Origin of the sequence: Streptomyces plumbidurans, from assembly GCF_019857225.1 — a bacterium.
Taxonomy (GTDB): Bacteria; Actinomycetota; Actinomycetes; order Streptomycetales; family Streptomycetaceae; genus Streptomyces; species Streptomyces plumbidurans.
The window spans coordinates 1-595 of the sequence record NZ_JAFJSY010000179.1 but is presented as its reverse complement, the minus strand read 5'-3'; the positions used below and the strand labels follow the sequence as shown (position 1 = coordinate 595).

Annotated in this window: 1 protein-coding gene; it reads left to right on the top strand. The window is 65.5% G+C overall.

Translation table 11 applies throughout. From position 1 onward, the window contains the following. A partial coding sequence (locus tag JYK17_RS40305; RefSeq protein ID WP_222812331.1) for a hypothetical protein occupies positions 1–594 on the top strand: 594 nt, incomplete at its 5' end. Between the last annotated feature and the right edge of the window lies 1 nt (position 595).

Genomic DNA, 595 nt, shown 5'->3' with positions numbered 1-595 from the left:
TGGATCGACCTGACGCTTCAGGAAGGTACGAAGGCCGAGGCAATGGCCCTGGCCACAGAGGTGGTGAGTGGCCTCAATCCACTCGGTCTGGCGATCGAGACACGCGCGGCTTTCGACGACATGGTCCAACGGGCCGTGCGCCTGAACGACGATGTGCCGGTCCTCGCGGCGGCGTACTACACGGAGACGGGGGAGGCGCTCGCCAACCTCATGGTCGACGGCTATCGCGATGAAGGCGTCCCCCGGCCCAGCGCCGAGGAGGTCACCCCCCTGATGCTGCAGTGGGCGAATGCCCAGGTCACCGGCGAACCGCAGATCACCCGACTCGAGCTGCCTGCCGGACCTGCGGTCCGGGTCCAGTCCATGCTCAAGGTGAAGCGCAGGCTCGGATTCGGCCGGAAGCTGACCGAGTACATTCGCTACGCCGTCTTCCCGCCCCGCCTGCAGACCCTGGTTGTTGTCACGATTACTTGGGAGAAGATCGCCCGTTCAGAGGAGATCACGGCGCTGGCCGACGAGGCCGTGCGCTCCATGCAGCTCAATCCGGTCTCCAGAGAGGGCGTGCCGATCCCTGCCGACGGAGAAACCGAGTGAA